This is a genomic window from Streptomyces coffeae (assembly GCF_016741875.1).
In the GTDB taxonomy this organism is placed as follows: domain Bacteria; phylum Actinomycetota; class Actinomycetes; order Streptomycetales; family Streptomycetaceae; genus Streptomyces; species Streptomyces coffeae.
Genome location: NZ_JAERRF010000012.1, coordinates 97,616 through 116,154 on the forward strand (window position 1 = coordinate 97,616; position 18,539 = coordinate 116,154).

The window sequence follows — 18,539 nt, forward strand, 5'->3', positions numbered from 1 at the left end:
TCAGTTCTAGCTCGCCGACGGGTTCTTGAGGCCGACGGAGGCGTAGTCGAGCTGGCCGCCGAAGGAGGTCTGTCCGTACGCGCCCGCGATGTTGGTGCCGAGCACCAGCGGCCAGCGGCGCACCAGAACGGGAACGGTCGGCGCCTTCTTGAGGATCTCCCCGTCCAGCTCCTGCCAGGCCCTGTTCGCCGCCTTGGCATCGGTCATCGCCGCGATCTCGTCGATCCGCTTCATCGTCGCCTTGTCGCGGAAGAGGGAGTGGTTGCCGGAGTTGCCCTTCTCCTTGATGGAGCGGCCGTCGAAGACGAAGGGCAGGAAGGTCGAACCGGAGGGGTAGTCCGGGCACCAGCCCGTGTAGACGATGTCGGTGCGGTGGGTGGTGTCCCCGATGGTGGCGTAGAACGCGGACGGGTCGACGGTGTCGATGGTGACCTTGATACCGGCCTTGGCAAGGGATTGCTGGATCGCCTCGGCGCGCCCCTTGTCGCCCGACGAGACGGTGATCTTGGTGGAGAAGCCGTTCGGCTTGCCCGCCTCCTTGAGCAGTTCCTTGGCCTTGGCCACATCGCCCTCGGCGGGGATCTTCAGGGTGTCGGGCTGCTTGCCGTCGAAGAGGGTGGCGGGCATGTACGCGGTGGACAGGTCGTTGAAGGCGGGCCCGCCGGACGCGGTCAGGACGGTGTCCCTGTCGAGGGCGTACTGCACCGCCCGGCGTATCCGGACGTCATTGAACGGGGCGCGCCCGGTGTGCATCTGCACCATGTCGGTGCAGTTGGTGGATTCCGCGAGAAGGCGCTTTCTGACTGCGGAGTCTGGCAGCACCTTGGCCGCGCTCTCCGGCCGTAGCGCCTGCCAGGAGACGGAGGAGGCGTCCGGGCCCCGGCTCGCGATGAGTCGGTCGTCGACCTGATTGGCCTTCAGGCCCATCACCACGACCAGCTTGTCCGGATACGCCTTGCGGACCGTGTCGGTCTTCGGGTCCCAGTGCGGATTGCGGACCAGGACGAGCTTCTTGCCGCGGCCATACGACTCGATCTTGTAGGGGCCCGAGGAGAACGGCCGGCTGTCGTAGCGCGGCCCCTTGTCCCGCGCCTTCGGTACGGGTGCGAAGGTCGGCATCACGGTCGCGTTGGGGAACTCGGCGAAGGGCTTGCGCAGTTCGAAGACGATCGTGTGGTCGTCGGGCGTCTTGATGGAGTCGAGGTGCTTGCCCTGGGCCGGTCCCTGGTAGCCCTTGGCTCCGGCGAGGTAGCGGGCCGCGTAGTCGGCGCCGCCCGGCAGGTCGGGTGAGAAGGACCGCTCCACGTTGTACTTCACGTCCTGCGCGGTGACGGGGGTGCCGTCCTCGTATCGGATGCCCTTCTTCAGGTGGAAGGTCCAGGTCTTGGCGCCGTTGGAGGAGGTGCCGAGGTCGGTGGCCAGGTCGGGAACCAGGTCATTGCCCTTGGTGCCGGGGGCCGCCTTGTAGGTCACCAGGGTGCGGTAGAGCAGCCGGGTGCCGAACTCCATATCGCTCATCACCCAGTTCCGGGCGGGGTCGAGGTGGGTGAAGTCCTGGTTGGACAGCACGGTCAGCGTGCCGCCCTTCTTCGGAGTGCCACCGACGACGGCGCCCTGGTTGGTGAGGGCGGGATTCTTGCCGCCGCCCTTGCCGTCCGTTGAGCGCTCGCCGCCGGAGCAGCCGGTCGTGCCCAGGGCGAGGGCCGCCACCAGCATGGTGGCGATGGCGGTACAGGTGTGCTTGTTCATCGTGGTCACTCCGGGAACAGTCGGACAGCGGGGAGGGCTGGAATGTGACCCGTAACATAGTAATGTGAAATTGTACTGCGCAAGGTGTCGCCCGCTCCTTTACCCAGCTGTGTCCGGGAGAGCCATCCACGAGCCGGGCGGGGGCGCCAGGAGATCGAGGAGGAAAGCGTGAAGGAATCCGTGTCCGCCGCACCCCGCACGGTCAGCCATGATCTGCCCGTTTCGGCGGAGTTCGAGGAGTTCATGGCGCGCGACTGGGCGGCGACCCCGCTGCCCGCGGACATCCGGCTGGCCGCCGCCGACGTCACCCCCGCCCGCCGCGCCCGGCTGTCCGCCCGCTTCCCCGGCGAGCGGCTGATCGTCCCCGCGGGGGAGCTGAGGGTCCGCTCGAACGACTGCGACCACCGCTTCCGGCCGCACACCGCATACGTCTGGCTCACCGGTCTGACCGGCGAGGAGCAGGCCGGGCACGTCCTGGTCCTGGAGCCCGACGGACCCCACCGGCACGAGGCCGTGCTGTACGTACGGCCCCGCTCGCCGCGCACCGACGGCGGCTTCTACCGGGACCGGCGCTACGGCGAGTTCTGGGTCGGCCGGCGCCCCGACCTCGCCGAGGCCGAGCGCATGACCGGCATCCGCTGCGCCCACCTCGACACCTCCGGGGAGCTGCCGCCCGGCCGCGACGCCACGGCCGACGCTGAACTCGCCTCGGCACTCAGCGAATTGAGGCTCGTCAAGGACACCTGGGAGGTGGGTCAGCTGCAACGCGCCGTGGACCACACCGCCGCCGGTTTCGAAGATGTCGTACGCGCTCTGCCGCGCGCCCTCGCCCACCCGCGCGGCGAGCGCTGGATCGAGGGCGTGTTCGGCCTGCGCGCCCGCGCCGAGGGCAACGGCACCGGCTACGAGACCATCGTGGCGTCCGGCGCCCACGCCTGCGTCCTGCACTGGATCCGCAACGACGGCCCGCTGGACGCACGGCAGTTGCTGCTCCTGGACGCGGGTGTGGAGACGGACAGCCTCTACACCGCCGACATCACGCGCACCCTCCCGCTCTCCGGCCGCTTCTCGCCGGTGCAGCGGCAGGTGTACGACCTCGTGCTCGCCGCCCAGGACGCGGGGATCGCGGCGCTCAGGCCGGGCGTGTGTTTCCGCGACTTCCACCGGGCCGCGATGAAGGTGATCGCGGAGGGGCTCACGGAGTGGGGTGTGCTCAAGAGTCCGGAGGGTGACTTCCACCGCCGCTACACCCTGTGCAGCAGCGGGCACATGCTCGGGCTCGACGTCCATGACTGTGCGCAGGCGCGGGCGGAGACCTATCTGGACGGGGTGCTGGAGGAGGGCCAGGTGCTGACGGTCGAGCCCGGCCTCTACCTTCAGCCGGACGACGAGACGCTCCCGGCCGAACTGCGGGGCATCGGCGTACGCATCGAGGACGACCTCGTCATCACCGCCGAGGGGGCGCGGCTGATGTCGGGGGCCCTGCCGCGTACCCCGGACGCGATCGAGGCGTGGATGGGTGGGTTGATGGAGGGCTGAGCCTCTTGGCAAACGGCAGTGCAATGTGAAATGTTACTGCCGTGCCCACGAGAAGCTCTCCGGATCTCATCGTCGTCGGAGCGGGTGTGGTCGGCGCCGCGTGCGCCTACTACGCGGCCCGGTCCGGCCTCTCCGTCACCGTGCTCGACCGTGGCCCCGTCGCCGGCGGGACCACGGGAGCCGGTGAAGGCAATCTGCTGGTGTCCGACAAGGAGCCGGGACCCGAGCTCGACCTGGCCCTGTTGTCCACGCGGTTGTGGCAAGCGCTGTCCGGCGCGCTGTCGCCCCGCATCGAGTACGAGACGAAGGGCGGTCTGGTCGTCGCCTCCGACGAGACGGGAATGGCGGCCCTGCGGGACTTCGCCGACCGCCAGGAGCGGGCGGGCGTGACGACCGAGGAGGTCACGGGCGACCGACTCCGCGATCTGGAGCCCCACCTGGCCCCGGACCTGGCGGGCGGCTTTCACTATCCGCAGGACGCCCAGGTGCAGCCCGCCCTCGCCGCGGCGCATCTGCTGAGGGCCGCGGACGAGCAGGGCTCCGGCCGGGTGCGGCTGCGGCTCGGCGAGGAGGTCACCGGTGTTCTGACGGGCGCCCACGGCGAGGTGCGGGGTGTGCGGACGGTGGGCGGTGAGCTGCACGCCCCGTATGTCGTGAACGCGGCCGGGGTCTGGGGCGGCGAGGTGGCCCGGCTCGCGGGCGTGGACCTGCCGGTACTGCCCCGCCGCGGTTTCGTCCTCGTCACCGAACCACTGCCACGGGTGGTGCGGCGCAAGGTGTACGCGGCCGACTATGTCGCCGATGTCGCCAGCGGCTCGGCGGCGTTGCAGACCTCCGCCGTCGTCGAGGGCACCCCGGCGGGCCCGGTCCTGATCGGCGCGAGCCGGGAACGGGTCGGCTTCGACCGCACACTCTCGGTGGAGGTGCTGCGCCGCCTCGCGGCCCAGGCCACCCGCCTGTTTCCGGTGCTCGCGCGGATACGGGCGATGCGGACCTACGCGGGATTCCGCCCGTATCTGCCCGACCATCTGCCCGCGATCGGCCTGGACCCGCGCGTTCCAGGACTGCTGCACGCCTGCGGCCATGAGGGCGCGGGCATCGGGCTCGCCCCGGGCACGGGCCTGATCGTCGCCCGGATTCTGTCCGGCGAAGAACTCCCGTTGGATATCGAGCCGTTCCGGCCGGAGCGGTTCGATGGCGTGTGACACAACCGGCCCCCGAAAGTTCTCACCCCGGAAGGAGCCGCGCCATGGCGCGTGACCGCACCCCCGCCGAACTCGCGGGCGCGGCGCCCGAGGCCGCGTTCGAGATCACCTTCGACGGGCGCGCGCTGCCCGCGCTGCCCGGACAGTCCGTGGCCGCCGCTCTCTGGTCGGCCGGCATCGTCGCCTGGCGCACCACGCGCCGCGGCGGTCGAGCGCGCGGCGCCTTCTGCGGCATCGGCCAGTGCTACGACTGCCTCGTCGTGATCAACGATCGGCCCAACAGACGAGCCTGCCTGGTGCCCGCCCGCCCCGGCGACACCATCACCACCCAGGAAGGAGACGGTCATGCCGGACTCGCCGTCTGACGAGGTGACCGACGACGCGTACGAGGCGCCGTACGATCTCGCGGTGATCGGCGCGGGCTGCGCGGGCCTGGCGGGCGCCGTCACCGCGTCCGAACTGGGGCTGTCCGTCGCCCTGTTGGACGCCTCCGGCCAGATCGGCGGACAGTTCTACCGTCGGCCCGCCCCGGCGCTCGGCGCGAAGCGCCCCGAGGCCCTGCACCACGACTGGTCCGCCTTCGCCGACCTGCGCGGACGCCTGGAGGCCAGTGAGGTCGTCCATCTCGCCGGGCACCATGTGTGGGCGGTGACACGGGGGAGCGAGGGGGGCGCCGGGTGGGCGGTGCACGCGGTCACCGGCCCGGACGGCGGTGGGGACCGTCCGGTCCGCGTGCGCGCCCGCACCGTCCTGCTCGCGACGGGCGCGTACGAACGCCACCTCCCCTTCCCCGGCTGGACGCTGCCGGGCGTCGTGGGCGCCGGGGGAGCGCAGGCGATGATGAAGTCCGGCCTGGTCCTGCCCGGCAGCCGCGTCGTCGTGGCGGGCAGTGGCCCGCTGCTCCTCGCCGTCGCTTCGTCGCTCGCCACCGCCGGAGCGCATGTCCCCGCGGTGGTCGAGGCGTCCGGCTATCTCGGCTACGCCCGCCGTCCGGGCGTCCTCGCCGCCAACCCGCAGAAGCTGGTCGAGGCCCTGGTCCACGGCGCGGCACTGCTGCGGTACGGCGTGCGCCTGCGCACGCGCAGCGCGGTGACCGAAGTCCACGGCAGCGACCGGGTCGAGGCGGTCACCGTCTCCCGCGTCGACCGTGACTGGCGGCCCGTACGGGGGGCGGGCCGCCGGATCGCCTGCGACGCGCTGGCGGTCGGACACGGGCTCGTCCCGCAGACCGAGCTGGCCACGGGGTTGGGGTGCGCGACCCGGCGCACCCCGGACGGAGCGTATGCCCTCGTGCTGGACGGATTGCAGGAAACCTCGGTACCCGGGCTCTGGGCGGCGGGCGAGACCGGCGGCATCGGCGGCGCGCAACTCGCCCGCGCGGAAGGTGATATCGCGGGTATCGCGGTCGCCGCCCGGGTGTACGGCCAGCCCGCGCTCACCCGCGACGGCCGCGTGCGCAAGCTCCAGCGCCGCCGTGACCGGATGCGGGCCTTCGCCGACGTCATGGCCGCGGCGCACGCCCCGGGGCCGGGCTGGGTGCGGTGGCCCGACGACACGACGGAGGTGTGCCGCTGCGAGGAGGTGACTGCCGGTGCCATCCGCGAGGCGGTCACCGACTACGGCGCCCATGACGCGCGCACCGTCAAACTTCTCACCCGAGCGGGTATGGGCTGGTGCCAGGGCCGGGTGTGCGGGGCGGCCGTGGCCTGCCTCGCGGCGGGGCCGGGCGACGGCTCCGTGCCGCCGTCCGCCGAGCGCCGGCCACTCGCGGTGCCCGTGCCGCTGGGGGTGCTGGGCGCGCTCGAGCCGGACGACGCGGGCGCCGACTCGACCGGGCGGCCCGATGCCACCGGTCCGGATCCCGGAGCTGAGCAGACCTCCTGAACGAGCCTCGGCCACCTGCTCCTCTTGTGGGCTCGGCGCATGGCTCAATAAAATGTCACACACCACACAAGGAGCTTCTTCATGAATGCCACCACCTGGAACGCCGACCGCCCCTGGCGCGGCATCATGGTCGCCACCGCGCTTCCCCTGCGCGAGGACCTCTCCATCGACTACGACGCCTACGCCGAACACGTCCGCTGGCTCATCGACAACGGCTGCGACGGGGTCGTACCCAACGGCTCCCTGGGCGAGTACCAGACGCTCACCGACGACGAGCGCGCCCGCGTGGTGCGCACCGCGGTCGAGGCCGCCGGAGACGGCGCGCGTGTGATGCCCGGGGTCTCCGCCTATGGCAGCGCGGACTCCCGTCGCCTGGCCGAACAGGCCGCCGAGGAAGGCTGCGGCAGCGTCCTGCTGCTCCCGCCGAATGCCTACCGCGCGGACGACCGCGCGGTGCGCGCCCACTTCGCGGAGGCCGCACGGGCGGGGCTGCCCGTCGTGGGCTACAACAACCCCGCCGACACCAGGGTCGACCTCACTCCCGCGCTCCTCGCCAGGCTCCACGGCGACGGCAGCATCGTCGCCGTCAAGGAGTTCAGCGGCGATGTGCGCAGGGCCTACGAGATCGCCGAACTCGCCCCGGACCTCGACCTCCTGATCGGTGCGGACGACGTCCTGCTGGAGCTGGCCCTGGCCGGGGCGGTCGGCTGGATCGCCGGCTACCCGAACGCCTTCCCCGCCACCTGCGCCGAGCTGTACCACGCCGCGGTCGCCGGGGACCTCGGCACCGCACTGCCGCTCTACAGGTCGCTGCACTCGCTGCTGCGCTGGGACTCCAAGACCGAGTTCGTGCAGTCCATCAAGCTGTCCATGGATCTCGTCGGCCGCCGGGGCGGTCCCACCCGCCCGCCGCGCCTGCCGCTGCCCGCCGCGATCGAGACCGTGGTCCGCGCGGCGACCGAGAAGGCCGTCGCCGACGGCCACCACTGACCGCAAGCGGGCTCAAGGAAGGGACGTTCGTGCGTACCCGTCATGTCTTTCACGCCGTCGACTCACACACCGAGGGCATGCCCACCCGGGTGATCACCGGAGGTGTCGGGGCGATCCCCGGCGCCACGATGGCCGAGCGCAGGCTCCACTTCATCGAGCACCTGGACCACCTGCGCACGCTCCTGATGTACGAGCCGCGTGGCCACGCCTCCATGAGCGGCGCGATCCTCCAGCCACCGACCCGTCCCGACGCCGATGTCGGAGTGCTGTACATCGAGGTGTCCGGGCTGCTGCCGATGTGCGGACACGGCACCATCGGGGTGGCCACCGTGCTCGTCGAGACCGGCATGGTCCCGGTCACCGAACCGGTCACCCCCATCCGCCTCGACACCCCGGCCGGGCTTGTCTCCGTCGACGTACACGTCGAGAACGGAGCGGCGAAAGCGGTCACGCTCACCAACGTCCCCGCCTTCTGCGTCGGCCTCGAGCAAAAGGTGGACGTGCCAGGGTACGGGACGGTGCGCTACGACCTCGCCTTCGGCGGCAACTTCTACGCCTTCGTGGAACTGGACACACTGGGGCTGCCGTTCGACCGGTCCCGCAAGGACGAGCTGCTGGCGGCGGGGCTCGCCGTCATGGACGCGATCAACGCCTCCCCGGAGCGCCCCGTCCATCCGCGGCAGCCCGAGATCGCCGGGGTCAAGCATGTCTACCTCGCCGCGCCCGGCTCCGACGCGCACCGCTCACGCCACGCCATGGCCATCCACCCGGGCTGGTTCGACCGCTCCCCATGCGGCACCGGCACCTCCGCGCGTATGGCGCAGCTGCACGCCCGCGGGATGCTGCCGCTGCACCAGGACTTCGTCAACGAGTCCTTCATCGGCACCGAGTTCACCGGCCGTCTCGTGGCGGAGACCGAGGTCGGCGGGGTGCCCGCCGTCGTTCCGCGTATCACGGGACGTGCCTGGATCACCGGCACCGCCCAGTACTTCCTGGACCCGGACGACCCCTTCCCCGGAGGTTTCCTCCTGTGACCACCGCCCTTGCCCCGGTTGTCTCGCACAACCCGGCCGACCCCTCCGATGTCCTGGTGCGGGTCCGCCCCCCGGGGGCCTTCGCCGCCGTCGACGCCGTGGAGCGGGCCCGTGCCGCCCAGCCCCGCTGGCTCCTGAGCGGCGCCGCCGCTCGCTCGGCCGCGCTCGGCGCCGTCGCCGCCGCCATCGACTCCGGCGCGGATGAACTGGCGGCCCTCGCCGTACGCGAGGTGGGCAAGCCGCTCACCGAAGCACGCGCCGAAGTGGCCCGCACCGCCGCGATCTGGCGCTACTACGCCCAGGCCGCCTTCGGGTCCACCGGCGCGGTCCACGAGACGGCCGAGGGCGCCGGGTTGCTGCTGACCCGCCGCCGCCCGCACGGCGTCGCGGGCCTCATCACCCCGTGGAACTTCCCCTTCGCGATCCCCAGCTGGAAGGCGGCCCCGGCGCTCGCCACGGGCAACACCGTCGTGCTGAAACCGGCACCGGAAGCCACCGCGTGCGCCCAGCGGCTGGCCGAGATCATCCACCGAGCCCTGCCCGCCGAGGCCCTCACCGTGCTGCCCGGCGGACCCGTCGAGGGCAACGCCGTCGTCTCCGCCGCCGATGTGGTCTCCTTCACCGGCTCCACGGCCGTGGGCCAGGTGGTCGTCCGCACCGCCACCGCACGGGGCATCCCCGTGCAGGCCGAGATGGGCGGGCTGAACGCGGCGATCGTCCTGCCCGACGCGGACATTCCCCGGGCCGCGGCGCACATCGCCGCCGCGATCGCCGGATACGCGGGGCAGAAGTGCACCGCCACCAGCCGGGTGATCGCGGTCGGCGCCGCTCTCGACCCGCTGCGCGAGGCCCTCGCCGAGGCCCTGCGAGCGCTCCCCGTGGGCGACCCCGCCGACCCCGCCACGGTGTGCGGACCGTTGATCGACGAGCGGGCCCGGGACCGGGTGACCCAGGCGGGGGAGGGCCTCTCCGTGGTCGCGGGCGCCGCCGCCCCCGAGCGGGCGGACGGCTGGTACGCGGCCCCGACCCTGGTCGAGAAGGTGCCACCCGGCCACCGGCTGCTGCGTGAGGAGGTCTTCGGACCGCTGGCGGCGCTGCTGCCCGCCGACGATCTGGCCCACGCCGTCCGGATCACCAACTCCGTCGCATACGGCCTGGTCACCTCGGTGCACACCACCTCGTTCGACACGGCACTGCACGGGCTCGACCACCTCGACACCGGCATGATCCGTGTCAACGCCCCGTCCACCGGGGTCGACTTCCATGTGCCCTTCGGCGGAGCCAAGGCATCCAGCGACGGTCCGCGCGAACAGGGACACGCCGCCCTGGCCTTCTACACCTCCGACCGCACCTACACACTGGCCCCCGCACACCCACCGGCACCTGCGAAAACAACGTGACATTGTACGCTGGTGATCCGCTCGGCCACGAGGGAACAGGTCACGAAGGGATCATCGCCACCATGGGCCACCTCAAGCAGCGCAACCTCATCACCACCAGGGAGCGGCTGCGCGACCAGGTCGCCCACGCCCTGCGGGCCGCGCTGATCTCCGGCGAACTGCACCCCGGCGAGGTGTACTCGGCGCCCGGTCTCGCGGAAGACTTCGGCATCTCCGCGACACCGGTGCGCGAGGCGATGCTCGACCTGGCCCGCGAGGGCCTCGTCGAGCCGGTCCGCAACAAGGGCTTCCGTATCACCGAGGTCAACGAACACGACCTCGACCAGTACACCGAGATCCGCACCCTGATCGAGGTCCCCATGATCGGCCGGATCACCCGCGAAGCCGCCCGCGAAGACCTGGAAGCGCTGCGCCCGGTGGCCGAGGAGATCGTGCACGCCGCTCGTGAGCACGACCTCATCGGCTATCTGGAGGCCGACCGCCGCTTCCACCTCTCCCTGCTCGCCCTCGCCGGCAACGACCGGCTCGTCGAGACCGTCGGCGACCTGCGCAAGCGTTCACGCCTGTACGGACTGACCGCGCTGGACGAGCGGGACCAGCTGATCCCGTCGGCCGAGGAGCACATCGAACTCCTCGACCTGATGGTGGCGGGTGACGCGGAGGGCGCCGAGAAGTGCATGGCCCGCCACCTCGGACATGTGCGCTCGCTGTGGGCCAAGGGCGCCCAGGAGCAGGAGAAGAAGCCCACCAAGCGGGTGGCCAGGAGGAGGCTGGGCGCGGCCCGCTGAGCCTGCTGGGGGGGAACATCGCCACGTGTGTGAGGGCGGGGTGCGGACGCACCCCGCCCTCACGCGTGCCCTTTCGCATAACGCGGGGTTATGGCCAAGCGGGAGCTGCCGCGGGCGGATCGGGCCGTCACACACTGGGCGGTATCTCACACGCCACCTATCCCCCGGCACACCGCCGCCCGCCACTCACCTGCCCGCCGCCCCGGCCGCGCAGGTCCGGGAAAGAGCGCCATGAACCCCGCATACGCGACCGTCGACCACTCCTTCACCGTCCCACTGGACCACGCGGACCCCAGCGGCCCCACCCTCCAGATCTTCGCCCGGGAAGTCGCCGACCCGGGCCGCGCCGATGACGACCTGCCCTGGCTGCTGTACCTGGAGGGCGGACCGGGCGGCAAGTCGCCCCGCCCGGTGGCCGGGTCGCCCGGCTGGCTGTCCCAGGCGCTGAAGACCCACCGCGTACTGCTCCTCGACCAGCGCGGCACCGGCCGCTCCACCCCGGTCACCGCCAAGGCGGCCGCCCGGCTCGCGGATCCAGGCCGACTCGCCGCATATCTCGCCCACTTCAGAGCCGACTCGATCGTCGCGGACGCGGAGCTGATACGCCGCGAGCTGTGCGGCGAGCGGCCCTGGGAGACGCTCGGACAGAGCTACGGCGGTTTCCTCACCCTCACGTACCTCTCCCGGGCCCCCGAGGGGCTGACGGCATGCTACGTGGCCGGGGGACTGCCGGGGCTCACCGCCACCGCCGACGACGTGTACGCGCGCACCTATCCGCGCGTACGCGACCGCGTCCTGGAGTACTACGGCCGCTACCCGGACGACGCCACGTTGCTGCGTCGGGTCGCCGACCACCTCGCGACGGGCCATGTGCGCCTGCCGGACGGAGACCGCCTCACCGTCCGGCGGCTGCGCACCCTCGGCCTCGCCCTCGGCATGGGGGACGGATTCCAGCGTGTGCACTGGCTGCTCGACGAAGCCCTGGACGAACGCGGTGAGTTGACCGACACCTTCCTCCATCAGGTAATGGGGCTGACCGGGTTCACGGACAACCCGCTGTTCGCCGTGTTGCAGGAGACGTTGTACGGACAGGGGGCCGGGCCCACGGGCTGGGCGGCCTCCCACGCGCTCGCCGCCTTCCCCGAGTTCGCCGAGGACGCGGAGACACTTCTGCTCACCGGCGAAATGATCTACCCCTGGATGTTCGGGGACATCCGGACCCTGCGCCCCTTCGCGCGAGCCGCCGACCTCCTCGCCCGGCGGACCGACTGGCCGCCGCTGTACGACACCGGTCGGCTGGCGGCCAACGAGGTCCCGGTGGCGGCCGTCGTCTACCACGACGACATGTATGTGGACGCGGGCCTGTCGCTGCGTACCGCGCGCCAGGTCGGCGCCACCCGCGTCTGGGTCACCAACGAGTGGGAGCACGACGGGCTCACCGCGTCCGGTGGCCGTGTCCTGGCCCGCCTCATGGACCTGGCCGCGGGACGTGCCTGACCGCGCGGTAGCTCCCTGACCGCACACCAACTCCCCGACCGCTGATGAGCGTCCCGACCCAAGTGTTGACCACGTGAAGCCGACGAAGGAGAGACATGCGTACCTTTCCGCTCCGCCCCCGCCCCCTGGCCGTTGCCGCCGTCCTCGCCACCTGCCTGACCACCACCGCGGCGACCGCACAGGAGCCGGCGGCCGATGCGCCGTCCACCGCGGCCGACTGCGCGCTGCCGGGCAGAACCGGCTGGACCGACGAGGGCCATGACACCGACCACGTCCAGTTCCAGCGCTCCACCGGCACCCACCGTGTGCTGACCCTGTTCGTGGACTTTCCCGACGCTCCGGCCACCGACTCCACCGATGCCTACGCCGCCCACCTGGCACCCGCCGCCGACTGGATGCGCACCGCCTCCTACGGCCGCTCGCGGCTCGACATCGCCACGCCGTACCGCCGGTGGGTCCGTATGCCGTCCACCGCCACGTCCTACGGTTTCGACCGGGGCATCACCTTCGAGGCCCACGAGCGCTACCTGCGCGACGCTGTGACGGCGGCCGACCCGTTCGTGGACTTCTCGCGCTACGACATGGTCTACATCGTCCCGGCCAAGGCGGCGCGCGCGATCTCCTTCTCCCCGACCTACCTCTACGATCCGGCCACCCCCGGTGTGACCGCCGACGGCTCGCGCGTGAAGTGGGCCGTCACCTTCGGCCAGGACATGTGGCGCTGGGGCCACAAGGTCGCGGACCATGAGACCGGCCACACCTTCGGGCTGCCCGACCTGTACGCCTTCGACGGTGAGACCCACCGCCATGTGAACGGCTGGGACCTCATGGGCGACATCGCCGGTCGCGCCCCGCAATACCTCGGCTGGCACTCCTGGAAACTCGGGTGGATAGGCGACAGCCAGGTCGCCTGCCTCCCCGCGAGCGGCACCCGGACCGTGCGGCTCACACCGGTGGAGCGCCCCGGCGGCACCAAGATCGCCGTGATCCGCACCGGTGAGACGACGGCATATGTGGCGGAGTCCCGCAGGGCCGAGCTCAACGACCGCACGGCCTGTTCCACCGGGGTACTGATCTACAAGGTCGACTCCGCGACCCCGACCGGTGACGGCCCCGTCCGCATCATCAACGCCAACCCGGACACCACGCCGCCGAGCGGCTGCGGCCCCCTGGACATGGCCGCGCTCGCACCCGGCCAGTCCTTCACCGATCCGGCCACCGGTGTCCAGATCGCCGTCGGCACGGGCGATTCCTCCGGGGACACGGTGCGGCTCAGCACGCCGTAACGGACGGCTACCGAACCAGTTCGAACGACCTCATCCGGTCTTCGAGTCCAAAGACCGGAGTCACCAGCATCAGCTCGTCGGCCTGGGTCTCGGCCGCGATCCGTTGGAGTTGCTTGCTCACCACATCCGGTGTGCCATACGCCTGTTGGGCGCCGAACGCGTCCAGGGCCTGCTGTTCGCGGGTGCTGAACCGATGGCGCGCGGCCTCCTCGACGCTCGGGAACGGAGCCTCGCTGCGCCCCTGCAACAGGTCCGCCTTCACGACGGCCATGGGCCGCGTCAGGTCGGCCGCTCGCTCCTCGGTGTCGGCGCACACCGTCTCCACGCACACCAGAATGCGCGGTGCCGCAGACCACCGCGACGGCGTGAACCGGGCCCGATAGCGTCCGGCCGCACGCAGGGTGTTCTCCGGCCGGATGTGATGGGCGAGCGCGACCGGCAGGCCGAGCGCCGCGGCGAGCGATGCCCCCGCCTCGCTGGATACGAGCAGCCATGGCTCGGGCAACTCCCCGAACTCCGCCTCGAGGAGGAGCTCCAACGTCTCCTCGACATCGCGCCGGTACTCGTCGTCGCTCGCCGGAGGCGCACCCCTGCGCAGTGCGCGGGCCGTGCCCTCATGGAACGTGCCGGGCCCACGACCGAGACCGAGGTCGACGCGTCCCGGGTGCAGTGCCGCCAGCGTGGTGAACTGCTCGGCGATGGTGACCGGTGCGTGGTTGGGCGCCATCACTCCACCCGAGCCCACCCGCAGATCCGTCGTCGCGGACGCGATGTGCGACGTCATGATCGGTGGCGGGAACGCCCCGATCGCCGGGGAGTGGTGGTGCTCGGCGAACCACAGCCGCTTGTAGCCGAGACTGTCGAGATGGGCGGCGGCCTGAGTGCAGTTGCGCAGGGCGTCCCCGGCCGAGGTGCCGGCTTCGACGATGGCGACTTCCAGGGCGGAGAGCGGCAGATCGATCACACCTGCCAGGATAGGCGAACGCCCTCGGTACGGCTGAGCCATGATGGCCGGCAGCGTTCACCCGTATCCGGCGTACTCCTGCCTGACGTTCCGCGCGGCGGAACGTGAACCCAAGGTTCCGCATCTTCCGGGACATGAGACGAGCAAAAGCAGTATCGATGGGCCTCATGTCCACTGCTGCCGCGGTGGGCGTGACCTTCGCCGCCGGCGGCTTCCAGGCGTCCGGCAGTGAGGGTGCGGTCTCCGACCGCGGCGGTGGCACCCATGACAAGGCTTCGCTGACCCGATACCGGCTCGCCCCCGGTGTCATCAAGAACACCAGCAGCGAGTCCGGGCTGAACCCCACCCAGGTGCACGGCGTCCTGGGCATGCCGAAGGGCAAAGGCCCTCATCCGGTGGTTGTTGTCCTCCACGGCATGCACCCCAACTGCGCCCCGACGCCCGACAGGGCCGACGACGGTGTGGCACCCCGTGCGGTGAAGACCACCTGGCCCCTGGTCTGCGCCGCCGAGGGGGAGGAGAAGCCGGGCCTCGGGCAGGGCTATCTGCGCCATAACGCGGGACTGTCGCATGTCGTGCAGGCGTTGACCCGCAAGGGCTTCGCCGCCGTCTCCATCGACGTGGTGAGCGCGGAGTACTGGTGGTCGGGGGAGGCCAACCCCACCAAGGGGTACACACAGCTGATCGACGCCCATCTGAAGCTGCTCTCCGACCTGAACAAGGGCATCGATCACGGTCTGGACATCAAGGGTGTCAAGGGCCGGATCGACACCTCACGAGTCGGTCTGGTCGGGCACAGCCGCGGCGGTGGTTACGTGCTGGGCAAGACGGCCGGACAGCGCACGGGTCTGTTCGGGGCCGTGGCCATCGAGCCCGCTGAAGAGGCGGAGAAGCCGCCGCACAGGGTCCCGGTCCTCAACATCCGCGGCGCCTGCGACGAGGACACCGGACCCACCGCCGGTCTGGGGACGATGAAGGACCTGGCCCGGTCCGGCTCGACCAAGGTTGCCGCCGACGTGCGACTGGCGGGCACCGGCCACGCCATGCTCAACACCAACCTCGAGCCGACCCGGAAGAACGGCAGCGTCGGTGACTGCCGCGCCTCGAAGGTGGCCGAACCGGACGCCGCACGCGACCAGGTCGCCCAGCTGACCGCCGCCTTCATGGATCAGGCAGTGCACAAGGCCACCGCCTACCGGCTCCCCGCCGTGGCCGGGCCCACTCCCACCGGCCGCAACCTGCGCCAGGCCGGACCGGCCCTCACCTTCCGCCCAGCGGGCCGCCACACCTACACCGATCCGCAGCGGATCCCCGAGACCGGCAGCCGACAGCGGCTGCTGCCCAAGGTTCCGGCGGGCCTCCCCATCGACAAGGGCGGCCAGCCTGACCTCTGACCGGACACGCGCGCACCTTGCGTGACAAGCGGGCCGCGCGTCCGGCGCCGCCACAATCCGCGTCATTCACGGAGTACGGCCCCGGGTGCGCTCCCGGTGTCCCTTGACGTCGGGGCGTCCGATATGGCCTGCCGGTCGCTGGGATTCGCCGAGCCAGATCTCCGGCGGGATGTACGGCTGGACCGCCGCGACCACGGGGCGCTGGTTGGCGGCGCTGAGGGGGAGGCGGTGGCGCAGCCGGGGGAGTCCGGGGTGGAGTGGCTCCTCGTCGCGAACCAGGACCCATAGGACCGGGTCGTCCCGGTCGATGGGACCGTTGGGGTACAGCTCCAGGGAGTAGATCTTCCCCTTGCGCCCCAGCGCACTCCAGTAGAGGCCTACCCCGGTGAGTGTGCGCCAGGCGATGACGTTCCGAAGGTTTCCTTGTTCCACCCACAGGCCAGTCCGGTCGACGAGGACCCTGGTGCGGCGGCCCGCCCAGATAGGGATGAACAAGATGACGCCGAGGACACCGAGGGCCACCATGAACGCGAGCCCCACGAATCCCGCGACACTGGACTCACCCTTCTGGTTCCCGGTGGCAACCAGGACAGCGCCGAAGATGCCGACGGCGCCCATCGCCATGAGGAGGATGGAGCAGGGTAGCCCGGTCATGGCGGTGCGGTGGCCGGTCTTGATGACCGTGGCGTTCGGTGCGGGGGAGGGAGTGTGCGGTGGCAGCATGGTGCGTGAGCATAGTCAAAGCCATCAGCCCACGGCTTCTTGCGTAGTGGGACGGAAGATCACATCAGCGATTCAGGTAGGCGAGGACCGCCAGCACACGGCGGTTGTCGGTGTCGGAGGGAGGCATCCCCAGTTTGCTGAAGATGTTGCTGATGTGCTTGGCGACGGCCTTCTCCGTAATGAACAGGGCTTCCGCGATACCCGCGTTGGAGCGCCCCTGGGCCACACACTCCAGCACTTCACGCTCCCGCTGGGTGAGGCTGCCCATGTGCTCGTCACGGTCCTTGCGGATGAGGAGCTGGGAGACCACCTCGGGGTCCATGGCCGTGCCGCCCTCGGCCACCCGTTGGATGGTGCTCATGAACTGGGTTCCGTTGGTGACCCGGTCCTTGAGGACGTAGCCGACCCCTTCCGAACCCGTGGCGAGCAACTCATGGGCGTAGAGCGGCTCGACGTACTGGGACAGGAGCAGAATGGGCAGGCCCGGTATGCGGCTGCGGGCTTCCACGGAAGCCCGCAGCCCCTCGTCGCTGAAGGCCGGTGGCAGCCGCACATCGACGATCGCCACGTCCGGGACCACATCGATGAGCGCGGAGAGCAGTTCGGGGCCGTTGTCGACCGTCGCGACCACCTCGTGCTGGTATGCCTCGAGCAGTCGGCTCAGTCCGTCCCTCAGGAGAAAGTGGTCTTCTGCGAGGACAACGCGCACGGCAGCTCCATGGTCACGATCGTGGGGCCGCCCAGCGGGCTGCTCACGGCGAGTACCCCGTCGAAGGTGGCGAGTCGGCGTTCGATGCCGTGGAGTCCGGAGCCACCGGACGCGTCGGCACCGCCGCGTCCGTCGTCGGTGATGCTGATGCGCAGCTGTCCGGCGTCGTGGCGCAGGTCGATCCAGACCCGCTCGGCACCGGAGTGCTTGGTGGCGTTGGTCAGGATCTCCGAGACCGCGAAGTACGCGGCGGACTCCAGTGGTGGTTCGGGCCGACGGGGCAGGTCGATCGCCACCTCACTCTTGATCGGGCAGGTCAGCGCCAATGAGCGTACGGCATCGGCCAGTCCACGGTCCGCCAGGATCGGCGGATGGATGCCGCGCACCAGGTCGCGCAGTTCCTCCAGCGCCTTGGACGAGGATTGCCGTGCCTCGGCGAGCAGTGTGCGTACGGCCTCGGGGTTGGTTTCCAGCAGGCGTTCGGCGGCGTCCAGGGTCATGCCCATCGCCACCAGGCGAGCCTGGGCGCCGTCGTGCAGGTCGCGCTCGATACGGCGCAGCTCCGCCATCTGAGTGTCCACGGCGTCGGAACGGGTGGTGGTCAGGTGCTCGATGCGGTGCGCCATCATCTCGCTCTCGCTCGGCGCGAGCATGGCGCGGAGGTAACGGGAGTGCCAGTGCACCGAGCGCGGCGCGGTCCACAGCGCGAGGGGGAACATCAGCACACCCAGCACCCCGGCGAGGACGGCGGTGGGCACGTTCTGGACCGGGATGAACAGGAACCAGATGCTGTCCCACTGCTTGGAGAGTTCGGCTCCGAAGACCGCCGTCAGAAGCCCCCAGAACCCACTGAGGACCAGGGCGAAGGGACCGATGGCGATGAGGGGGCCGACGATGGGGTCGAGGGTCGCCCACCGCCAGTCGCGCCAGATCTGGTTGTTCCTGGCGAGCAACTGGGACCGGAGGGCGACGCCGCGGTTGCCGGTCGGCAGGTCCTCGTACACGGCCGGGATCTCGATGCCCGACCACTCCTTCGCCAAGTGCCGCTGCCGGTCGGCCAGTCTGCGGATCATCCGCACCGTACTCGGCAGCAATCCGGCCCCCGGACGGCTGCCGAGGAGCATGGACACCGTCACCATCCACAGCGACAGCCAGAACGATCGCAACGACAGCCACCATAGAACGGCGCAACGCTTCCATGCCGTCAGCCCCCGGGACACCGAGAACCCCTGATCGGCGGTCGGCGGTCGGCTTTCCCTGAACTGTCGTGTGCTGGCCATCTGAACCTGAGCCCTTCTGCTTCCCATGCTGTGGAGGACATGTGAGATGCGGTCCACCCAGTCATTGTGATGCGGTCCGGGGAGAGAAGTCGGTGGT

Annotated in this window: 16 protein-coding genes; 11 read left to right on the forward strand and 5 right to left on the reverse strand. The window is 70.8% G+C overall.

Going from position 1 to position 18,539, the window contains the following annotated elements:
- Window positions 1–6: 6 nt before the first annotated feature.
- Entirely contained in the window at window positions 7–1,749 is a 1,743-nt protein-coding gene (locus tag JK363_RS21725) for an ABC transporter substrate-binding protein (protein WP_201876742.1), read from the reverse strand.
- 168 nt (window positions 1,750–1,917) lie between these two features.
- Here JK363_RS21725 and JK363_RS21730 point away from each other — a divergent pair, with 168 nt between their 5' ends.
- From JK363_RS21730 to JK363_RS21775, 10 genes are all read left to right on the forward strand, one after another.
- Window positions 1,918–3,288: an aminopeptidase P family protein gene (locus JK363_RS21730; RefSeq protein WP_307821817.1), complete on the forward strand. Its 1,371-nt coding sequence runs from the start codon at window positions 1,918–1,920 to the stop codon at window positions 3,286–3,288.
- Window positions 3,289–3,329: 41 nt separating this feature from the next.
- On the forward strand, window positions 3,330–4,493 hold the full coding sequence (locus tag JK363_RS21735) for an NAD(P)/FAD-dependent oxidoreductase (RefSeq protein WP_201876654.1): 1,164 nt from the start codon (window positions 3,330–3,332) through the stop codon (window positions 4,491–4,493).
- Between the two features lie 44 nt (window positions 4,494–4,537).
- Complete coding sequence (locus tag JK363_RS21740) at window positions 4,538–4,858, forward strand: (2Fe-2S)-binding protein (protein ID WP_201876655.1); 321 nt, start codon at window positions 4,538–4,540, stop codon at window positions 4,856–4,858.
- Entirely contained in the window at window positions 4,839–6,377 is a 1,539-nt protein-coding gene (locus JK363_RS21745) for an FAD/NAD(P)-dependent oxidoreductase (RefSeq protein ID WP_201876656.1), read from the forward strand. The genes JK363_RS21740 and JK363_RS21745 overlap by 20 nt, the downstream gene beginning before the upstream one ends.
- Window positions 6,378–6,458: 81 nt before the next feature.
- A complete protein-coding gene (locus tag JK363_RS21750) occupies window positions 6,459–7,367 on the forward strand; it encodes a dihydrodipicolinate synthase family protein (protein WP_201876657.1) in 909 nt (302 codons plus the stop codon).
- Window positions 7,368–7,396: 29 nt separating this feature from the next.
- The gene (locus JK363_RS21755) at window positions 7,397–8,401 is read left to right on the forward strand and encodes a proline racemase family protein (protein WP_201876658.1); all 1,005 of its coding nucleotides are present in this window, start codon (window positions 7,397–7,399) and stop codon (window positions 8,399–8,401) included.
- Complete coding sequence (locus JK363_RS21760; RefSeq protein WP_201876659.1) at window positions 8,398–9,801, forward strand: aldehyde dehydrogenase family protein; 1,404 nt, start codon at window positions 8,398–8,400, stop codon at window positions 9,799–9,801. Before JK363_RS21755 ends, JK363_RS21760 begins: the two co-directional genes overlap by 4 nt.
- A 62-nt stretch (window positions 9,802–9,863) precedes the next feature.
- Window positions 9,864–10,589: a GntR family transcriptional regulator gene (locus JK363_RS21765; protein WP_201876744.1), complete on the forward strand. Its 726-nt coding sequence runs from the start codon at window positions 9,864–9,866 to the stop codon at window positions 10,587–10,589.
- A 231-nt stretch (window positions 10,590–10,820) separates the two neighbouring features.
- On the forward strand, window positions 10,821–12,086 hold the full coding sequence (locus JK363_RS21770) for an alpha/beta fold hydrolase (protein ID WP_201876660.1): 1,266 nt from the start codon (window positions 10,821–10,823) through the stop codon (window positions 12,084–12,086).
- Between the two features lie 95 nt (window positions 12,087–12,181).
- On the forward strand, window positions 12,182–13,372 hold the full coding sequence (locus tag JK363_RS21775) for a M6 family metalloprotease domain-containing protein (protein WP_201876661.1): 1,191 nt from the start codon (window positions 12,182–12,184) through the stop codon (window positions 13,370–13,372).
- 7 nt (window positions 13,373–13,379) lie between these two features.
- Here the strand turns inward: JK363_RS21775 and JK363_RS21780 are convergent, their stop codons facing one another.
- A complete protein-coding gene (locus JK363_RS21780) occupies window positions 13,380–14,336 on the reverse strand; it encodes an MsnO8 family LLM class oxidoreductase (protein WP_201876662.1) in 957 nt (318 codons plus the stop codon).
- Between the two features lie 167 nt (window positions 14,337–14,503).
- On the opposite strand from JK363_RS21780, the gene JK363_RS21785 reads away from it, so the two are divergent.
- Entirely contained in the window at window positions 14,504–15,730 is a 1,227-nt protein-coding gene (locus tag JK363_RS21785; protein WP_201876663.1) for a dienelactone hydrolase family protein, read from the forward strand.
- Window positions 15,731–15,796: 66 nt separating this feature from the next.
- Here JK363_RS21785 and JK363_RS21790 read toward each other — a convergent pair whose 3' ends face one another.
- From JK363_RS21790 to JK363_RS42615, 3 genes are all read right to left on the reverse strand, one after another.
- Window positions 15,797–16,453, reverse strand: coding sequence for a hypothetical protein (locus JK363_RS21790; RefSeq protein WP_201876664.1), 657 nt, complete (start codon window positions 16,451–16,453; stop codon window positions 15,797–15,799).
- A gap of 64 nt (window positions 16,454–16,517) precedes the next feature.
- Window positions 16,518–17,162 carry a LuxR C-terminal-related transcriptional regulator gene (locus JK363_RS21795; RefSeq protein ID WP_201876665.1) on the reverse strand — a complete coding sequence of 215 codons (645 nt, stop codon included), beginning with the start codon at window positions 17,160–17,162 and terminating at the stop codon, window positions 16,518–16,520.
- Window positions 17,126–18,328: a sensor histidine kinase gene (locus JK363_RS42615; protein ID WP_236075992.1), complete on the reverse strand. Its 1,203-nt coding sequence runs from the start codon at window positions 18,326–18,328 to the stop codon at window positions 17,126–17,128. Before JK363_RS42615 ends, JK363_RS21795 begins: the two co-directional genes overlap by 37 nt.
- Between the last annotated feature and the right edge of the window lie 211 nt (window positions 18,329–18,539).

Bases quoted from the DNA above. Each gene is read 5' to 3' on its own strand.
- JK363_RS21775 (WP_201876661.1), top strand. From the start codon at position 12,182: ATGCGTACCTTTCCGCTCCGCCCCCGCCCCCTGGCCGTTGCCGCCGTC.
- JK363_RS21725 (WP_201876742.1), bottom strand. From the start codon at position 1,749: ATGAACAAGCACACCTGTACCGCCATCGCCACCATGCTGGTGGCGGCC.
- JK363_RS21740 (WP_201876655.1), top strand. From the start codon at position 4,538: ATGGCGCGTGACCGCACCCCCGCCGAACTCGCGGGCGCGGCGCCCGAG.
- JK363_RS21765 (WP_201876744.1), top strand. From the start codon at position 9,864: ATGGGCCACCTCAAGCAGCGCAACCTCATCACCACCAGGGAGCGGCTG.
- JK363_RS21770 (WP_201876660.1), top strand. From the start codon at position 10,821: ATGAACCCCGCATACGCGACCGTCGACCACTCCTTCACCGTCCCACTG.
- JK363_RS21790 (WP_201876664.1), bottom strand. From the start codon at position 16,453: ATGCTGCCACCGCACACTCCCTCCCCCGCACCGAACGCCACGGTCATC.
- JK363_RS21745 (WP_201876656.1), top strand. From the start codon at position 4,839: ATGCCGGACTCGCCGTCTGACGAGGTGACCGACGACGCGTACGAGGCG.
- JK363_RS21750 (WP_201876657.1), top strand. From the start codon at position 6,459: ATGAATGCCACCACCTGGAACGCCGACCGCCCCTGGCGCGGCATCATG.
- JK363_RS21785 (WP_201876663.1), top strand. From the start codon at position 14,504: ATGTCCACTGCTGCCGCGGTGGGCGTGACCTTCGCCGCCGGCGGCTTC.